The sequence below is a fragment of the Acidobacteriota bacterium genome (assembly GCA_040754075.1).
GTDB lineage: Bacteria > Acidobacteriota > Blastocatellia > UBA7656 > UBA7656 > JBFMDH01.
In genome coordinates this window covers 68,496-86,710 of sequence record JBFMDH010000018.1, presented here as the reverse complement: position 1 = coordinate 86,710, position 18,215 = coordinate 68,496, and the positions used below count along the sequence as shown (strand labels likewise).

Below are 18,215 nucleotides of genomic sequence, written 5' to 3'. Positions count from 1 at the left end.
TTTAATTTCTCGTCGCTAAATTACCTGAGTAATTCGCAACAGCCTCCTAAATTTTTGTCAATGGCGGACGCTTGGTGGGCGTCCGCGAGGAAACGCTTTCAGGTAAAGAACGAACCCTCAAATTATTGAGTGCCGCCTCCTGCACCTTTGTCTTTCTCTTTTTCGGCGACCAGTCCGATGCGGTCAAATCCTGCTTCACGAATTTTGTCGATGACTTCGACAACCGTTCCATATTTAACATTTTTGCCGCTCTTGACATAAACAATCTGTTCGTTTGCAGGCTTGTCTTTCAGGATATTCTTAATTTTTGTCGGAATATCTTCCTGACGAACCGGGTCTTTGCCGATATAAAATTGATTTTCCCCCGGAAGCGCCACGACCGCCGAAGTCTCTTTGATGATATTCGGGTCAGGTTCGGGGTTTTTCGATTTCGGTAAGGCGACGCTGACGCCGGATTGCAACAACGGTGCGACGACCATAAAGATAATCAGCAACACGAGCATCACGTCTACCAGTGGTGTGACATTAATATCGGCAACCAGACCACTGTCTCCGCTGCCTACTGCCATGCCCATACTAATTCCTCCGTTTTGAGAATTGCCGCGCCGCGCAATTCAAAGCGCGGCATTCCCGCTAAGCCAATAGAAAATATCGAGAAACGATTAAGCAATCGCCAGACTACTTCTTATCGCTGCTGCGTTTGATGAAATAGTCGATCAATTCCGAAGAGGAGTTGTCCATTTCGATATTGAAGGATTCAACCTTGTTCTGGAAATAGTTAAACGCCCACACCGCAGGAATTGCCACGAGCAAACCGAATGCGGTTTCAACCAGGGCTTCCGAAATACCACCGGCGACTGCCGAGATACCGGTTCCTTCTGCGGATTTCATACCCTGAAACGCCGAGATGATGCCGATAACCGTGCCGAGCAAACCGACGAACGGAGCCGTAGAACCGATGGTTGCAAGACCTGAAAGGCCGCGTTTCAATTCAGCCGATTTTAAAGCGGTCGAACGTTGCAAAGCGCGGCGCGCGGCTTCCATTGTCGAACCGGAGATATCCGAACCGCCTTGATGCGCCTGGAATTCCTGTAATCCGGCATTGACCACCATCGCCAGATGCGATTTTTTGTGACGGTCAGAAATCGCAATCGCTTCATCAATACGATTTTCGCGAAGCGCTTGAGCGACTTTCGGAGCGAATTGACGGGATTGATTTTTCGCAGCATTGTAGGTGAGCCAACGCTCAACCATGATGGCGATTGAGTAGATACTCATAATCATCAAGACGATAGCGACCAGAATCGCCGGCCATTCCATCTTGCGGATCATACCTAAGAGTGAAAAGTCTTCTGTTCCTGAAGCCTCACCACCTTTTTCTTGTAACAAAGCAAAGAACGCGAGCTTGTTTGCTGCAAGCCATAAATTCGATAGTAACATTGGTTGAAACCCTCCAAATCAGTTTAGTAACTTAAAATGTTAGTTCGTGAGCCGCCAGTTGGTCAGTGGCGGCTCGAAATTAAAATTAAAGGTTAAAGTTGAAAGTAATCGTACCGATGACCTTCACGGGCTGACCGCTCAGTTGGGTCGGGGTGAACTTCCAACCACGCGCGGCGGCGGTTGCCGCATCTTTAAGCAACGGGTGTCCCGACAAGGCTCTTGCGGCGATCACATTACCGGCTTCATCGATGGTTACTTCAACCACGACAGCACCGCTGACGCGGGCCGCTTTGGCAAGCGGTGGATAGGTCGGTTCCACGCGACGAGTTGCCGAACCGGTTAAAACACCACCCGATTTACGAACAATTTTCGGGGGTTCAGGTTTTGGCTCCTCTTTTGGTGGCGGTGGCGGTGGCGGTGGTTCATCGGCACCCCTTCCACCGGGAACGCCGCCTACTACTCCACCGGGAACGCCGCCCGGAACGCCGCCCGGAACGCCGCCCGGAACGCCGCCTTCAACACCTCCAACGACTCCACCGGTGCGGGGAATGCTGGGCGGGGTTTTTGATGGCGGTTTAATTTCTTTAGGCGGTTCTTTCGCCGCAACGAAACCGACCGGCGCTTCAACCTTGGTTACCTTTACCGGTGCGGCTGACGGTGGCGGTGGCGGTGGTGGCGGCGGTGGTGGCGGTGGTGGCGCAAGTAAGGTCAACTGCTCGAACTGCTCATTGAGTCTTGCGTCGAACTTCCAGACACCATAAACAATGGCGCTGGTAAATAAGACAACCCAAAGTACCGCAGTAATCATAAAGAAACTCCCGCGATTGGATTTCTTTTTGACAGTTGACGATTCGACTAAGTTATCGAACATTGGATATTACCTCCGAATAATTGGCGATGGGATGAACAGCAGCTTTTTAGATGGACGGGTCAGTCTGCCAAGTCAATTCGGGCGAATTAACTTAGGGGCTGAGCGGTCACGATCTGATTAAAACCTGCCAAGACTCTCCACCGCCTAAGAGACAAAGGCGGCTGTAAAGCAAAAAAACTTTAGCTTTTCCTGTTTCAATTTTGCTGAGAAGCTTTTTGCCTAAAGTCTGGTTGAAAAAACGGGCAGAGTCTACTACTCGCCTTCCCATCAAGTCAAGATGATTTTGAGCTTCCAAGCCTTTAGACACCGCGTTTGCGCGGTTTGTTCCAACGATTAAAAATTAATCAATTGAATCTCGTTTTTTTATTTTCGTCCGGGCTAAAAAATGGCTCAAAAATTTTCTTCGTTCTAATTAAAGACAACGGAATATCGAGCTTGAATTTTTGCTTAACCAGTTTGATTCCACTGATGAAAACCGCCTGTTCTGAGGTCGCAAATTCAGAAAAAGTGCATCTGAAAAAGAAATTTGCTCCGTCAAGGCGAAAACTTCATTCAGGTTTGTAGATGGAGAATGATGCGGCTCAATGGATGTGACATCCATGCGCTTATAGACACCTGCCTTTGAGAAAGCTTTCCTCTGTGGTCAAGGGGCTAATAAGCTTATATGCCTATTCAACCACTACAACAAATACACCGTTCAATACTATCCTGATTTTTATCGTCGTTAAAGTGCAGGAAGGAATTTTACAACTAATTCATTCTCACACCGGGTGTCGGTCAGGATTACCGATTCCTCACAACACAAAATCTTTTCAACCCTTAAATCGCCCGTGCAGCTCGCGAACTCGCCGCCGCTGCTTGTTTGCTTCGGTTGGTATAGTATTCCCACCAGAGCATAATCGGGCTGGCAACGGCGATTGATGAATAGGTGCCGATGATAATGCCGATGGTTAGCGCCAAGCCAAATCCTCGCAGCACATCACCACCAAAAATCACGATGGCAACCACCGAGAGAAAGGTTAAGCCGGAAGTGATGATCGTTCGTGAAAGCGTCTGGTTAATCGCATCGTTGGTAATTTGAGCGAGGCTCTCACGCCTTCTTACTCTCAGGTTTTCACGAATACGGTCAAAGATAACAATCGTATCATTCATTGAGTAACCAACCAGGGTGAGCAAGGCGGCTACGACTGTGAGGTCAATATCCCAGCCAAAGAGACTGAAAAGTCCGAGGGTGATCATCACATCGTGAAAAACCGCCAGCACCGCTGCCACACCATAAATCCATTCAAAGCGAAACGCGATGTAAATCAACATTCCGGCAAGCGCCGCAAGCGTGACATAAATCGCGCGACTTTGTAAATCCGCGCCAACCTGTGGCCCAACGATGTCTGCCGATACCACTGACCAACCGCCGGTGGTGAAGTATGGTGCCATCTTCGCCAGTAAATCGGCTGACACATCCTGAGTTTGAATTTCTTCGAGGCTGTTGATTACCCCGCTGCGGTCTGTGCGGTATTTGGTAATGGCTTTTGCCGCCGCGCTGTAGGCGTTGACATCATTATTGTTTAGCGGATTAATGCGAATCAAGGCGCTTTCAATTTCGCCGGTGCTGATGAGATTTAAATCGATTTTTCCTGCAAAGAAACGATTGTTAATTTCGGCTTTTACTTTGTTCTGGTCAAATTCAGGATAATTCTGAGCCGTTAAGGTGAGCGCCTGAACAAAGTTCATGTCCGGCGCGAATCCTTTGAGTTGGCTATCGCGAGCCCCGACAATCTGATCGCCGACCTGGCGATAGGGATGTGTGCTGCCAAAAAACTGGTTTTTAATCCCGAGCGGGTCGTTTTGTCTGAGTTCCTGTTCGATACCCTCTGCGTCAATCGTATTGATGTTGGCTTTGCCAAGCGCAATATCACCACCGGCGGGGTTGAGTTTTTGCAACGCGCGAATGATGGTTCGTTTGTCCTCATCCACTCGCCGTTCTGCTTCACCCTTTTCGGATTGCGGGGTGCGAATAATCAATTCGTTAGGGCGGTTGGTAATCGGTTGTAAAACCACGCTTGTTGTATTAATACCGGCTTCACCAAGAACCGAGCGAATTTGATTAAGCGAGGGCACTTCTTTAAAGCGCACGGTCATCAATGTGCCGCCGGAAAAATCAACGCCGAGTTTGAAGCCGCGAAATTGCACGGAAAGCGCGCCAATAATCATCAGCAAAATGGTGACGCTGATAAATGCTTTTTTCGATTTAATCCAATCAATCTGAGGTTCTCTAAATAGTTCTACCATAGTATAAATCCAAGCTTATAAATTTATTGATGGTGCCAACCAAATCGCCCAACCGGCGGACGTGGCGCGCAATTATATGCTGAGCGATTCAACCCGCGCTTTGCGGCTGAGTATCCACATATAAATGGTTCGGGAAACAAACACCGCCGTAAACAGGTTAGCCAGCAACCCGGCAACCAGAGTTACCGCAAATCCGCGAATCGGTCCGGTTCCGAATACGAAAAGAAATACACAGGAAACGATGGTCGTGACGTGTGTGTCAATAATGGTTAAAAAGGCTTTATTAAAGCCCACATCTACAGCCGAACTGACAATCTTGCCGTTACGCAACTCTTCGCGAATGCGCTCAAAAATAAGGACGTTGGAGTCTACTGCCATACCAATCAACAAGATGATTCCGGCAATGCCGGGCAGGGTCAGGGTCGCCCCGAAAATTACCAATGCTCCAAGCAAAAGAATCAGGTTGAGCGCCAATGCCAATACCGCATTGATGCCCGAACCGCGATAGTAAAACAGCATGAACACGATAACCATCAAGAGACCGACAACGGATGCGGTCACGCCCTGTTTAATCGAGTCTGCGCCAAGTGACGGACCAACGGTTCGCTCTTCAACGTACACCGCTTTTGCGGGAAGCGCCCCGGATTTTAAAACCAGAGCCAAATCTTCTGCCGAGCGTTTGGTGAAACTGCCGGTGATTTGTCCACGGTCATTAATTTGAGAATTGATGCGCGGCGCAGATTTGACTTCGTTATTCAAAACAATCGCCAGTTGGTCGCCGACGTGTTCACCGGTGGCTTTACCGAAACGAGTCGCGCCGCCCGGCGTCAGGGAAAAATCAATCTCATAATTTGAACTATTATACTGGCTTTGAATGGCGCGGGCATCGCGCATATCCAGACCTGTGACCACGGGCGATTTGTCCAGAACCACCCAACCTTCCTGCGAGGTTCCGCCTTCGTTGCGTTCACGGTATTGGAAAACTTCGCCATTTAAGCTCTTGGCTGCCGCCTCAGCAGCCTCTTTGGTTGGATAGGGAATCTGCGAGCCTTTGACGACCAGTCGCAATTCAAGATTGGAATCGGCATTCAAGGTATTTTTGACGCGCTCCGGGTCATCGATACCCGGCATCTGAATCAGGATTTGATAACTGCCTTCTCCGCCATGTCGTTGAATGGTCGGTTCGGTCACGCCAAAGGCGTTGACGCGATTTTCGATAATCTGTTTGGCGAGTTCGGTGGCGCGGTCACGTTCGAGATTTTGCACCGAACCATCCAATGAAAAAGCGATGGCATTGCCTTTTTCACTGGCTGACCAACCCCTTCCTTCGGGTGTGTTGTTATTGAAATCCTGCTCAAGTTCATTAATGATGTCAGCATTCTTGGCGGTATCGGGCACGGTGACCGTGATAGTATCTACCGCGGTTGCCTCTAAGCTATTAAAGGGCCAGCCTTTTTCAGTCAATTTGGCTTTGGCGACATCAGCATTTTTATTGGTGATGCCCTTGATAACATCATCGGTTTGAACCTGCATGACCAGATGGCTACCGCCTCTGAGGTCCAGTCCCAAGCGAATATTGTTTTGCAGGTTTTCTTTTACCTGCGCCCAACTGGTGAAATCTTTTACCCCCGGACGACGATTATGGGGTAGGAAAACCATGTATAGACTGGCTAATGTTACTAAAACAATGACGATCAATCTTGTGCGAATTTTTTGTGCCATAACAACAATACCTTACTTATTGCTTTGCGGTCTCAGTTTCTTTGGTTTCGCTGCCTTGCAGACCGGCGATTGAGCCGCGTTGAATTTCAATAGAAACCGATTGGGCGATTCTCAGTAAAATCACATCCTCTTTTTCGCGAACCGTAACAATCGTCCCGTAAATGCCACCACTGGTGATGACCTTGTCCCCGGCTTTCAATGACGAGAGCATTTGATCACGGTCAGCTTGCATTTGTCGTTGCCGTTTCTGTTGTGGACGAATGAGCAGGAAATAGAAGATACCGAAAATCAATAACATCGGCCAGAGGCTGACGAGTAATGACCCAAATCCTCCGCCCCCTTGTTGAATGAGCAATAGAATACTTGAGATGGTGTCTGTGTTCATTATGTTGAAATTTTCAGCACTTTCCGCCTGAGAGGTCAACTCGCGATGGTTATTTTTTTAACTTTCAATGGTGTTTTGGTTATTCCATTCCGCGAGAAAGTTCTTCTATGAATGTAGAGTGGAACTCGTTGAAAGCACCAAGCGAGATAGCTTGCCTTATCCTTCGCATAGTGTCAAGGTAGAAGCTGATGTTATGCGCCGAACATAAAATCGCCGCCAAGATCTCGCCACTCATATACAAATGTCTGATGTAAGCTCTTGAATACCGCCCGCAAGTTGGACACGAACAAGTTTCATCCAGAGGACGGTCATCGGTTTTATAACGCGCATTTTTAATATTGATGCGCCCCCGGCTGGTAAACAGATTGCCATTGCGGGCATTGCGCGTGGGCATGACGCAATCGAACATATCAATGCCCTGAGCGACCGCTTCGACAATATCTTCGGGTGTGCCAACGCCCATCAAATAACGCGGCTTGGTTTCGGGTATCTTAGGCGTAAGGTGTTCGATGACCGAGTACATGATTTGTTTATCTTCGCCAACTGACAGTCCGCCAATCGCCATGCCATCAAAATCAACTTCCAGTAGTTCATTCAAACTCTGTTCGCGTAAATCAAAAAACATGCTGCCTTGAATGATGCCAAAAAGCGCCTGGGTTGGATTGACGATTTTGATGCCGAGGCTCGCGCTTTCCTTACGGTCTTCATGAAGTTTCTTCAAATAATCCTTTGACCGACGCGCCCAACGAGTCGTCAGTTCCAAAGATTCCTTCGCCTGTTCACGAGTCGCCGGGTAAGGGGTGCATTCATCCAGACACATCACGATGTCCGAGCCGAGAGCCGCTTGAATCTCCATAGATTTTTCCGGCGATAAAAAATGGCGAAGCCCATCGATGTGCGATTGAAACTGTACGCCTTCTTCGGTGAGTTTACGAAGCGGACTGAGACTGAAAACCTGAAACCCGCCGCTATCGGTTAAAATGGCGCGTTCCCAGGAAATGAATTTGTGGAGTCCGCCGAGTTCATTGACCAGGGTATGCGTCGGTCTTAAAAACAGATGATAGGTATTGCCTAAAATTATCCTCGCTCCAAGCGTTTCAAGCATCTCCTGGGTCAAAGCTTTCACGGTGCCCTGAGTACCCACGGGCATAAAAACCGGCGTTTCAATGACCCCGTGCGCGGTGGTTAATTTTCCTAATCGCGCCCGCGTCGTTTTATCTTTTTGAATGACCTCAAATGAAAATGGTGTCGTCATAGCTTCACAAATTAGGGTTTATAAAAACACCCATCTTGCCCGTTTAACAGGACAATGCGCAAGGTTTCAATCAACCCTTGATTGTCTTTAGAAAATAAGAGGAGGGTTTTGCTGGAATGGCACAACGGGTTCTAAAACTTATTTTTGAACCCGTTGTTGAAGAATCGTTTTATTGTCCAACCTTATATCCCGGACGGGCGCGAACTCTGGCATCCGGTCGGGTCACCTTAACCACGATTCGTCTATCAATCTCACTTTTTTCGTCCTTCGGGTAATAGCCGATTAAATATTGTTTTCGCAGTTCATCGGCAATGCGCCCAAACGCCGACTGTAAATCTGTGAGTCTATCGGCGCGTTCGACAACCCCGCCTGAGAGTCTGGCTAATTCATAAAGATATTCATCCGCCTGACGGTAGGTTCGATCTAAATCGCGTAACGCTTCTTCAAACGTCGGTGGTTTTTTTACGGTTAAATTCGCGGTTGTGGCGCGCGCCTGTTCCGGCAGCAAGACCTGATTGGCATATTTTAATTCGAGTTTGTGTTCGACATCTTCACGCGTGTTATAGCGAATCGGATAGACGATGACATCTTCGCTTTCGGTGATGGCTGCAAAGGTATCCTCTTCGTCGAGTTCGGTGCTGGCATTATCGATGCCATCGGAAAACAGAATAACCGCTTTTCGCCCTTTCATATTGGCTAAGCGTTCCCAGACCGCCGTGTAAACCGCTTCGTAAACTTGAGTGAATTCACCGGGTTGGATACGCGAAATGGCTTGATGCAAGGCGTCGCGGTTGCCGGTCATTTCAGCATGAATGGTCACACTGTCGTTAAATTCCATGACCATCACCCGGTCATGCGGTCTGAGGGTTTCGATAAACGCCGAAGCTGCTGCTTTGATCTGGTTCAGTTTTTCGACCGTGGAACCGCTTGAATCAATCAGCAAAGCGACATTAAAGGGTTCTTCAACAGTTCCGAAAAAGGTGACTTCCTGTTCAATTCCGTTTTCAAATAGTTTAAATTCCGATTTTTTGAGGTCAGTGAGGTAACGCTCGGTGCGGTCTTTGACAATCACAGGGACTTGTACCAATGTGGTTTGCAGTTTTACCGGTTCGTCATCTGATGACCCCTGATTCTTCTGTTGTTGAGCGAGCAGAGATGAAGCAGAAAAAATAAAAATCAATGTCCAGATGAACCAAATGCGGGTTGATTTAAAGCCAATCATAGGGACACCTCATCGCGTAAGATTAACGCCGGGGCTGGGCTTGAAATGAACAACATCCGACCTGCACCGTTTATGTTGCCTTTTATAAAGTTTGGTTGCAAGGCGAAATCAAAAGTTAGGAATCACCTCCGGGGCTTGGATTCAAAAGATTGCCTTGATTAATTCACGGACGATGGCAGATGCCGGATTGCGGCAAATCTTCAGCGCGTGTACGATTGGCGCTGTCATATCCTCTAATTTATAACCACGGAGACCACATGAAACAGGCTCTCGAAGGCATACGCATTCTTGACTTATCCAGACTTTTGCCCGGACCCTATTGCACCATGATGCTCGGCGATTTGGGCGCTGAGGTCATCAAAATCGAAGAGGTCAAAGGCGGCGACCCGACGCGCCATTCGTTGCCGAAACTCGGCTCGCAAGGCGCGGCTTTTCGACAGGTCAATCGCAATAAAAAATCCCTCGCGATTAATTTAAAAAATCCCCAGGGGCGCGACCTGTTTTTGCGACTCTCGGAAACCGCCGATGTCATCTTTGAGCAGTTCCGTCCCGGAGTGGTTGACCGTTTAGGTATCGGTTACCACACAATTAAAGAAATCAATCCGCGCCTCGTTTATTGTTCGCTCACCGGTTTCGGTCAGGACGGGCCGCATCGCGACCGTAGCGGTCATGATTTGAATTATCTGGCGCTATCGGGCGTGCTTGGTCTTTCGACCGATGATAACGGCAAACCCGCAATGTCGGGCACACAGGTCGCAGACCTTGCGGGCGGGATGATTGCCGGATTCGCGGTGCTTGCGGCGCTCTTGGCGAGAGAGAAAACCGGACGCGGGCAATACATTGATGTTTCGATGTTCGATGTTATGGTTTCCATGTTGCCGATTGCCGGGGCGCAATATTTCGCGGGTAAAAATTTCAAGGTGGGCGATAAATTCGCGCTGTCGGGGGCGTATCCTTTTTACAATGTCTATGAAACCAGTGATGGCGGATGGATGACGCTTGGCGCACTCGAACCGAAATTCTGGGCGAATTTTTGCACCACCGTCGGGCGCGAAGATTTAATCGCCAAACAATTTTCCGAAGGCACGGATAAACGCGCGTTGTTCGATGAAGTCCGGGCGATTTTCAAATCGAAAACCCGCGATGAATGGATAGCCGTGATGCGTGATGCCGATTGTTGTTGCGAACCGGTATTATCGGTTGGTGAAGCCTTCACTCACGAACAGACAATCGCGCGTAATTTGATAATCGAGCGTTCATCTGAAACCGATGGACTAATCAACCAACTGGGCTTTTCTTACAGGCTGAGCGACACCCCCTTGCAGGTGAATTCGCTTTCGCCGGAACTCGGCGAACACACGCAGGAATTGCTTGCCCAGATCGGCATTTCGCAAGATGCGAGAGATGAACTTGTCAACGAAGGCGTGATTCACGGGTAATATATGTTGAGGCTCTGTTATACGTGAAAATATTGTCAGCGATGTTATAAGAAAAGAACGGAACAAACGGAAATAACGGAATAACCGATAAACAGGTGTAAAAATAACCATAGAATTTAAAATCGCATTTGCGGTTTCCGTCCGTTTTGTTCTTTCCGTTTGTTCCGTACTCTTGATGAGCCTTTGCACATTACCAAAAACAAAATTGCAAGCATCAATACAATGGAGAATAAAATGGATTACACTTTGACCGAAGACCAAGAACAATTGCGAAAGCTGGTTGAAGATTTCGCTAGGCGTGAAGCCAAACCTTATGACGAAAAACATGGCAGGGAAGCGTTTCCCTGGCAACTGTTTCGCAAAGCCGGAGAGTTGGGACTCGCGGCAATTCCATTTTCAACCGAATACGGTGGCGGCGGCATGGATTATATGAGCTATTCATTGGCGCTCGAAGAATTCTCAAGGCTGGAAACGCCGCTCGGCTCGATTCTATCAGTACACGGCTTGCCGCAACTCATCTTGAATAAATTCGGCACCCTGGAACAGAAACAGAAATACCTTCCGGCGATGGCGCGGGCTGAACTGCTGGGAGCCTTCGCGCTCACCGAACCGCACGCCGGTTCCGATGCGCAATCAATTAATACTCGCGCTGAACTCGTCGGCGAGCAGTATATTTTGAACGGGCAAAAAATCTGGATTACCCACGGCGGCGAAGCCGATGTCTATGTCGTGATGGCGGTGACCACCAAAGGCATCGGCTCGAAAGGCATCAGTTCATTCATCGTTGAAAAAGCCACCGACGGACTTTCATTCGGCAAGCGCGAACGCCCGATGGGTTTGCCGCATTTCACCCGCGAAGTTTTCTTTGAAGATTGCGCCATTCCGAAAACCAATATTATTGGCAAAGAAGGCGACGGGTTTAAAGTGGCGATGACGGCGCTTGATTCCGGGCGCATCACGGTTGCCGCAACTTCGATAGGTTTGGCGCAGGCAGCATTTGACCACGCCCTCAAATACACCGTTGAACGTAAAGCCTTCGGCAAACACATCGCGGAATTTCAGGGCATACAATTTATGCTGGCGGATATGGCGGCGGCGATTGAAGCGGCGCGTTGTGTGATGCGCAAGGCGGCTTATCTGCGCGACAGGGGGTTGCCGTTTAATGTCGAAGCGTCGATGGCGAAATTACTGGCGACCGATGCGGCGATGAAAGTTTCAACCGACGCAGTGCAGATTTTCGGTGGTTACGGGACGAGTGAAGATTACCCGGTGCAGATGCTCATGCGGGAAGCCAAAATCGGGCAAATCGTCGAAGGCACCAATCAAATTCAAAGAATGATTATTGCCCGCGAATTATTGAAAAAATTGAAACAATAAAAGTAAAGAGCAAGCAATTTTTCACTTAAACCATCACCCCCGAGACTTTTTTAAAGGAGATAAATATGGGTTCGTTTGGCGTGCCGGAAGTAGTCATCATACTTACCGTCAGAGTAGTAGGCTGGCAATTAAAAAAAATTGTAGATCACATTTGGTGGTGAATCCGCTTTATCATTAGCAGTCAGTTCAAAAACTCAATGTGTAATGAGTTGGGTAGATATGGCATCAAAAAAAGCTTATCTGGCAATGAAGGGCTTCTGGCAAATCGCGCTATTTATCACAGGCTACCTATTGATAGTCCTGTTGTGTTTGCGGCAATGGAGAAGTTCGACACCCTGGGAGAGGTTGAATTTTTTTGCGATGGCGGCACTCCTGCTCAGTTGTTTACTTGCCGTTCAACAATTGCGACTGACGAGCAAACTTCCAGATGCTCAAGATGTCATTCGCGAAGCTTTTGGTATCAACTTCGATCCGCAGATGGGAAAATTCGTCGGGCTTCTGGCGTTTGCCGAACTATTTGTGTTTATTGATTACGCGCACTGGCAGTTGGTTCCGGCTTTGGAAAACCGGATTTTGCAAACCATTGGTCTGGCACTTTATGGATTAGATATTTTCTGGTTGGTTTGGGTCGATGCTTATCTTGCAAACCATTTCGCGAGTGTCAAGAATGCCAGACAGGTCATAACCGATGGACCCTATTCTTGGGTTCGCCATCCGCGTTATGTTGGATTGATTTTAAGCCGCATCGCTTTCGCATTAGCTTTTGCAAGTGTCCTGGGTTGGTTAATCGTCATCGGTTGGATTTGGGTGGTCAATCGTCGCATACGGTTGGAAGAGCCACATCTCAACGAACTGTTCGGAACCGCATACGACGATTACGCGAGGCGCACAGCGCGGCTCATCCCGCACCTTTATTAGCGCGTGTCAGACCGAAACGCCTGTATATTATTGGAGAACGATTGAATGGATTTTTCACTAACAGATGAACAACAGCAATTCCTGAAATCATTAAAAGAATTTCTCGCCAATGAAATCGAACCACACGCCGCCGAAATGGACAGAAGCGAATCATTCCGTCGCGATAACTTCAAAGCCCTCGCAGAATTCGGTTATCTCGGTTTGAACTTCCCGGAAGCCTATGGGGGCAGCGGCGCTGATTTTATAACCGCGACGCTTGCCGGAATCGAATTGTCGCGTGCCTGCGCCGCGACGGCGCTTTCAGCAGGCGCAAGCGTCGCTTTGTGCGGCTATCCGATTTTGCAATATGGCAGCGAAAGCCAGCGAAAAAACTATCTGCCGAAATTGATTTCCGGCGAGTGGATTGGCGCGATGGCGCTTACCGAACCGGGCGCAGGCTCCGATCTTGCTGCAATAAAAACCCGTGCTCAACGACGCGGCGATAAGCTAATTATTAACGGCACCAAAACCTATATCACCAATGGCACGATTGCCGATTTGATTATGGTGTTTGTCACGACCACTACAAACGACGGCAAGCCGGGTTACAGTTTGATATTGGTTGAAGGCAATGCCAAAGGTTTAACCCGCGGGCGCAAATTGGAAAAGATGGGGGTGCGCGGTTCACCTACGAGTGAACTGTTTTTTGAAGATTGCGAAGTCTCTGTAGAAAATATTTTAGGCGTCGAACATCAAGGCTTTCCGATACTGATGCGCTGTCTGGCATATGACCGCGTCGGCATGGCGTCGTGGTGCCTGGGGATTGCCAAAGCCAGTCTCGATGAAGCGTTGAAATATGCAACCACCCGCAAGGCATTCGGAAAGACATTGGCTGAGCATCAGGAAATCAGTTTCAAACTCGCGGAGATGAAAGCCGAAATCGATACGGCTGAGTTATTGATTTTGCGCGCTGCCTGGTTACATGACCAGGGACAAGATGTAACTACTGAAGCCTCGATAGCCAAGTTGTACGCTTCAGAAGTTGCCAAACGCGCCGCAGACCAGGCTGTACAAATTCATGGCGGCGCGGGCTATTTTCGCGATTACCGCGTTGAACGTTTGTATCGCGATGCGCGGCTTTGCGAAATCGGTGAAGGGACGAGCGAAATTCAACGAATGATTATTGCCCGCTCAATTCTGAAATGAGAAAGCGTAGCAAGTTCGCGCCTCCAAGTGAGGGGGAGCTAAATCGCAGGCGCAGATTTTTCGTAGCTTACTTTTGCAATCGAAACCACTCGACGAATTTTTCGATGCCGGCATCGATTTTAGTTTGCGGATTATAACCGAGTAATCGACGGGCTTTTTCAATGTTGGCAAAGGTTACCGGCACATCACCCTGTTGCATCGGTTGCCAGTCAATCTTTGCCGGTTTCCCCAGGGTTTTTTCGATGACTTCAATCAAATAACGCAATTCAACGGTTTGCGATTCGCCCAGATTAATCACCTCAAATTGAGTCTGATGGTAATCCAACGCTGCTAAAACTCCCGACAAAATATCATCAATATAGGTGTAATCGCGTCTGCTTGTGCCATCTCCGAAAACCGGAATCGGGCGACCCTCACTAATCGCTTTGGTGAATTTGTGAATCGCTAAATCGGGTCGTTGTCGCGCGCCATACACTGTGAAAAAACGCAGACAAACCACCTGCATACCATACAAATGGCTGTAGGTGTGGCAGGCAGCTTCACCGGCAATTTTGGTTGCCGCATAAGGTGAAATCGGTTGCGCCACCGGGTCGTCTTCGGAAAACGGTATGCGGGCGTTGATGCCATAAACCGAACTCGACGAGCCAAAAATAAACCGGGAAACCTCGTGCAGACGCGCCGCTTCCAGCAAAACATAAGTGCCGCGTACATTGGTTTCCTGATACGCCAAAGGATTTTCAAGTGAAGGGCGGACGCCGGCGCGCGCTGCCAGATGAATGACTGCATCAAATTGATTTTCAGTAAACAGATTTTGCATCCGCTCACTATCTGCGATGTCCGCTTCGACCAGTTGAAAACCCGGGTGATTGACTTGCGATTGGATATTCCGTTGTTTGATTCGTCGGTCATAAAAATCATTGAAGTTATCAATCACGGTTACCCGCTGGTTGACATCCATCAACAAACGGTCAACCAAGTTGCTGCCGATAAATCCTGCTCCGCCTGTAACCAAAATGTGTTTCATAGAAAGCTCATTGGTAAAATTGCCATAGCAAAATAGCAAAAACTATTGAGTGATGAAAGAAAGCGTTGATTTTCAAAACCGCAAACAGGTTCGGGTTAAAAATTGAACCTCAGGCTGAACCCTGCAAGATGAGCGTTAAAAAATTTATCAGGGTCATTCGATTGGCGGTTTTCAAATTTATAAAAGGGCATCAATTCGATGTTTCGCCCGACCATAAATTCATAAGCCAGATTGCATACCCAACGCTCATCCCTACGGGTTTTTAACCCCTTATCCACCTTAATAATCCGTTTATAGGTTTGCGGTCGCCAACGACCTTCAATGATCAATTTATCTGCGCCAAATAATCGCGTATTAAATTCCAGACTATAAGTACGACGGATATAGCGATTGCGCGGTTCGATTGCGCGGTTTTTTTCATAACGATATTCGCCTTTAATCGTCTGGTTTTCTCCCAATCGATGCGAAAATTCCGCACCCACGAAAGGGTTGTTCGCATTGCGACCGATTTCATCGTAACGTCTGAAACGATACCCGCCAAATAACCCCAGACGATTGGCGCTATTGAAACGATATTTTGCCGCCTGTTTGAAAATATACTGATTGGAAAGTTCTCGATCATCGGAATTTCCCCTGATTGCCACTTCGCCTTCACTACTGAAACTCAGGTTTTGGTTGAGCGAACGGTTATACCTCATCTCAAAATTGTGACTGAAGACGTCCCAACGATTCGTACGAGTGTAAAGATGTTTGGCAACTTCATAATTCATTTCAATGGCTGGCTTTTTTTCGCTGCTTTTAAAGTTAGTGCCCAATCCGAAAACCGCACCTAATGAGCGTATGTTGGTTTCGTCATGCTCGATATTGGTGTCATAAAGGCTCGAAAAAATCGCATAAAAACTCATTTTTTGCAAAAGGGTGTTCGCTTCTTTCGAGGGTTGCGGCGATTTCAACGTCAAGGAAAGGGATTTCCTCTGAGCCTGTTTTTTGTCTGCCGTTTGACCCTGTGACGAAAATATAAAAGCCAACAAAAATAAGATAGTGAAAAATATTTTCTTCATCGCTTTCTCCTTACGGTGTGGTTTAATTCCGTTTGCTATTTAATTCGATACAGATGATTGCGGGCTTATCACGCGCATCATCGGCAGACATTGAACAGCCGGATGATGGGTTAATAGCCTCAACAAATCCTGTAATGAATGTCTTTCCTTTTCGTCGATAAGCGCGTGGTGGAGCATGATGCCGACAACCGGTTTTTGTTGAACTGCTGTAGCAATCTGCGAACCGATTTGTTCATTGGTCAAACGAATGCCCCGCTGTTGCTTAAACCAGTCAATACAAACCGGAAGTTCTGAAAGACCAACGATGTTACAGGCTTCGGCTGTGTGGTCTCGCGATAAAATGCGAAACCCTAATTCCGACAAACAATGACCGGTCACCCGTGAACAACGATTCCAGGGCGGCGTAAAGATGGGTTGCAAGTGAGCACCGAATAACTCGAATAGTTTCTCCCTGCCTGATGAAATATCCTTCATCTGTAATTGCGCAGAGCGGGTTGCGCCGAATTCGGTTTTCTTTCCCTGCAATTCATGGTTCAGGTGTGCGAAACCATGTTGATGAACCGCGACCAATTCCGGTGTCGATGCCAACCGCTTTAACAGATGTTCAGCGAGCGCGATGGTCGTAGCCTGGGGGATTGCCGCAAGGTCAATCGGCAATTCATAACGCGCAAATACATCGAGCAAGGCAAACAGCCGGTCATTGCTCCAGCCCGCATCGTCATCGCGAAAAAAAAATGTGACCGGCGTGGCTCTTTGATTCAGAGATTTTTTTACCTCGGTAAGCCAGTCGCTCATAATCTCACCTCTGAATTGAATTGAGCTTTTGGTAAAGGCAGTTGGCGACATTTATCTGAGCTTTGCCGGATTAAGCTGTCGAGTAGGTGCGCAGTAGTTTTTACCCCTTGCAGGTTGAGGTTCAAAGGGTGAGGTTTGAAGTTCAATAATTCAACCATCGCTTCGGCAAGGCGCTCGGCGCTCAGGTCATTCTGGTCGAGAACCTGCAACGCGCCCATTTTTTCCAAACGACGAGCGCGATTCATCTGCTCATCTTCAAGCCCATTGGCAAACGGAACGACCAGAGCGGAAACCCGACTGCGCAAAATATCCAACGCGGTGTTGTAACCACATTGACTGATTGAGGCGTCGGCGGCGCCAAGTTCGGCGGTCAAATCCTTAACGACATGGACGAGTTGAATGCCTTTTCGTCCACGGATTTTGTTACTTAAACTGCGAAATTCCGCTTCGGGTAAAAATGGCCCGGCAATCAATTTCAATTCGATTCCGAGATTTTTGGGTAAGCGTTGATAGGACTCTATCGCGGTGTTAAAAAGCCCGAACCCCACCATCCCGCCGCCTGCTGAGACGACGATTTTTCGACCGGATTGCTTTGCCATCTTTACCCGGACATTTTTTTCGATTTGAACAAACCCTGTGTAATGAATGGTCGGCTGCAAATGAATGGCGTTCGGCAGAGAGTCTTCGAGGCGAGCAAATGCAGGGTCAGTGTGGACTAAAATCGCATCAAAAAATCGATTGGCAATTTCGACCGCCCGTTCATTGTGGCGTTGCTGGTCACGCCGTTTCCCAACCAGGAGGTCGCGCAAACTGCAAACCACTAACGGGCGTTTCATTGCTTGAGATTTAGCCATCTCAAGCAATGGTAAAAGTTCGTCGGCAAATTTTTTCCGTCCAAAAGGGAACAGTTCAATCAAAATCATTTCCGGTTTGGTGACGGCAAAGGTTTCAATAATCATTTGTCGGCGCAATTGTTTTGCGCGATCTACGCTGCGGCGACGGTCGCAACTGATTAATTGATTCGCTTGATCAAAACCGAGAGGTGGCAGATGAACAACATTTATTTCAGGAGAGAATTTAACCCCTTCAGGCATTTTGCCGCCGTTTAAAAAAGTCACGGCGAATCGTTCGGTCAACCCTTGTGCCAGCGCCAGAGAACGAATCAGATGTCCCATTCCGAGCGCATGCTGACAATAAAATAAGATTGCAGGTTTTTTCATTTCTCCCCCATC

General features: G+C 48.1%; 16 protein-coding genes. 4 read left to right on the top strand and 12 right to left on the bottom strand.

The window, feature by feature from the left end; translation table 11 throughout:
* Nucleotides 1-122: 122 nt before the first annotated feature.
* The 8 genes from AB1757_18970 to AB1757_18935 all read right to left on the bottom strand — a co-directional run bounded on the left by AB1757_18970 (nt 123) and on the right by AB1757_18935 (nt 9,184).
* Complete coding sequence (locus tag AB1757_18970) at nt 123-575, bottom strand: biopolymer transporter ExbD (protein MEW6129129.1); 453 nt, start codon at nt 573-575, stop codon at nt 123-125.
* 103 nt (nt 576-678) lie between these two features.
* A complete protein-coding gene (locus AB1757_18965; protein ID MEW6129128.1) occupies nt 679-1,320 on the bottom strand; it encodes a MotA/TolQ/ExbB proton channel family protein in 642 nt (213 codons plus the stop codon).
* 205 nt (nt 1,321-1,525) lie between these two features.
* Nucleotides 1,526-2,311: a TonB family protein gene (locus AB1757_18960; GenBank protein ID MEW6129127.1), complete on the bottom strand. Its 786-nt coding sequence runs from the start codon at nt 2,309-2,311 to the stop codon at nt 1,526-1,528.
* Between the two features lie 819 nt (nt 2,312-3,130).
* Entirely contained in the window at nt 3,131-4,600 is a 1,470-nt protein-coding gene (secF, locus tag AB1757_18955) for a protein translocase subunit SecF (protein MEW6129126.1), read from the bottom strand.
* Nucleotides 4,601-4,672: 72 nt separating this feature from the next.
* Entirely contained in the window at nt 4,673-6,322 is a 1,650-nt protein-coding gene (gene secD, locus AB1757_18950; GenBank protein ID MEW6129125.1) for a protein translocase subunit SecD, read from the bottom strand.
* 16 nt (nt 6,323-6,338) lie between these two features.
* Entirely contained in the window at nt 6,339-6,707 is a 369-nt protein-coding gene (gene yajC, locus AB1757_18945) for a preprotein translocase subunit YajC (protein ID MEW6129124.1), read from the bottom strand.
* A 79-nt stretch (nt 6,708-6,786) separates the two neighbouring features.
* Nucleotides 6,787-7,962, bottom strand: a complete 1,176-nt coding sequence (gene tgt, locus AB1757_18940; GenBank protein MEW6129123.1) for a tRNA guanosine(34) transglycosylase Tgt — start codon at nt 7,960-7,962, stop codon at nt 6,787-6,789.
* Between the two features lie 169 nt (nt 7,963-8,131).
* Entirely contained in the window at nt 8,132-9,184 is a 1,053-nt protein-coding gene (locus AB1757_18935; protein ID MEW6129122.1) for a VWA domain-containing protein, read from the bottom strand.
* A 257-nt stretch (nt 9,185-9,441) separates the two neighbouring features.
* Between AB1757_18935 and AB1757_18930 the strand changes: the two genes are divergently transcribed.
* The 4 genes from AB1757_18930 to AB1757_18915 all read left to right on the top strand — a co-directional run bounded on the left by AB1757_18930 (nt 9,442) and on the right by AB1757_18915 (nt 14,103).
* Nucleotides 9,442-10,623 carry a CaiB/BaiF CoA-transferase family protein gene (locus tag AB1757_18930; protein ID MEW6129121.1) on the top strand — a complete coding sequence of 394 codons (1,182 nt, stop codon included), beginning with the start codon at nt 9,442-9,444 and terminating at the stop codon, nt 10,621-10,623.
* 234 nt (nt 10,624-10,857) lie between these two features.
* Nucleotides 10,858-12,000: an acyl-CoA dehydrogenase family protein gene (locus AB1757_18925; protein ID MEW6129120.1), complete on the top strand. Its 1,143-nt coding sequence runs from the start codon at nt 10,858-10,860 to the stop codon at nt 11,998-12,000.
* Between the two features lie 219 nt (nt 12,001-12,219).
* A complete protein-coding gene (locus AB1757_18920) occupies nt 12,220-12,918 on the top strand; it encodes an isoprenylcysteine carboxylmethyltransferase family protein (protein MEW6129119.1) in 699 nt (232 codons plus the stop codon).
* 45 nt (nt 12,919-12,963) lie between these two features.
* Entirely contained in the window at nt 12,964-14,103 is a 1,140-nt protein-coding gene (locus AB1757_18915; protein MEW6129118.1) for an acyl-CoA dehydrogenase family protein, read from the top strand.
* A gap of 67 nt (nt 14,104-14,170) precedes the next feature.
* Here AB1757_18915 and AB1757_18910 read toward each other — a convergent pair whose 3' ends face one another.
* From AB1757_18910 to AB1757_18895, 4 genes are all read right to left on the bottom strand, one after another.
* Nucleotides 14,171-15,127 (bottom strand): GDP-mannose 4,6-dehydratase, encoded by a 957-nt coding sequence (locus AB1757_18910; protein MEW6129117.1) that lies wholly within the window; start codon nt 15,125-15,127, stop codon nt 14,171-14,173.
* A 95-nt stretch (nt 15,128-15,222) separates the two neighbouring features.
* Entirely contained in the window at nt 15,223-16,188 is a 966-nt protein-coding gene (locus AB1757_18905; GenBank protein MEW6129116.1) for a hypothetical protein, read from the bottom strand.
* 39 nt (nt 16,189-16,227) lie between these two features.
* On the bottom strand, nt 16,228-16,983 hold the full coding sequence (locus AB1757_18900; protein ID MEW6129115.1) for a hypothetical protein: 756 nt from the start codon (nt 16,981-16,983) through the stop codon (nt 16,228-16,230).
* Nucleotides 16,980-18,203 carry a glycosyltransferase gene (locus AB1757_18895; protein ID MEW6129114.1) on the bottom strand — a complete coding sequence of 408 codons (1,224 nt, stop codon included), beginning with the start codon at nt 18,201-18,203 and terminating at the stop codon, nt 16,980-16,982. The genes AB1757_18900 and AB1757_18895 overlap by 4 nt, the downstream gene beginning before the upstream one ends.
* Nucleotides 18,204-18,215: the final 12 nt, after the last annotated feature.